General features: G+C 67.9%; 1 pseudogene. It reads right to left on the bottom strand.

The annotated features are described in order from the left end of the window. Positions 1 to 138: pseudogene (locus SM753_RS20625) on the bottom strand (uracil-DNA glycosylase); the annotation flags it as partial. Positions 139 to 271 lie beyond the last annotated feature (133 nt).

Raw genomic sequence — 271 nt, 5'->3', positions numbered from 1 at the left:
CTCCCCGACGAAGAGGAAGTCGGCACCCACGTCGCCGTAGCCGTGGACGACGCGCTCGCGGCGCTCGCAGAGGTCGCAGTTCGTGCAGTCCTCGTCCATGCCGAACGGGTTCGCGAGGTCGTCCTGGTGGGCGTCCACGTCGGGAGCGTGGGCGGGCACGGACAAAAGTCGTCTGGAGTCACCGGCCGAGGCCGCCGCGTTCCTTGACCTCGAGGATGAACTTCACGTTCCTGACGACGTCCTCGGGCGTCGTCTCCTCGTCGGCGTCGTA

It is taken from the genome of Halostella sp. PRR32, assembly GCF_034808085.1.
In the GTDB taxonomy this organism is placed as follows: Archaea; Halobacteriota; Halobacteria; order Halobacteriales; family Natronoarchaeaceae; genus Halostella; species Halostella pelagica.
This window is presented reverse-complemented; position numbering and strand designations above follow the sequence as displayed.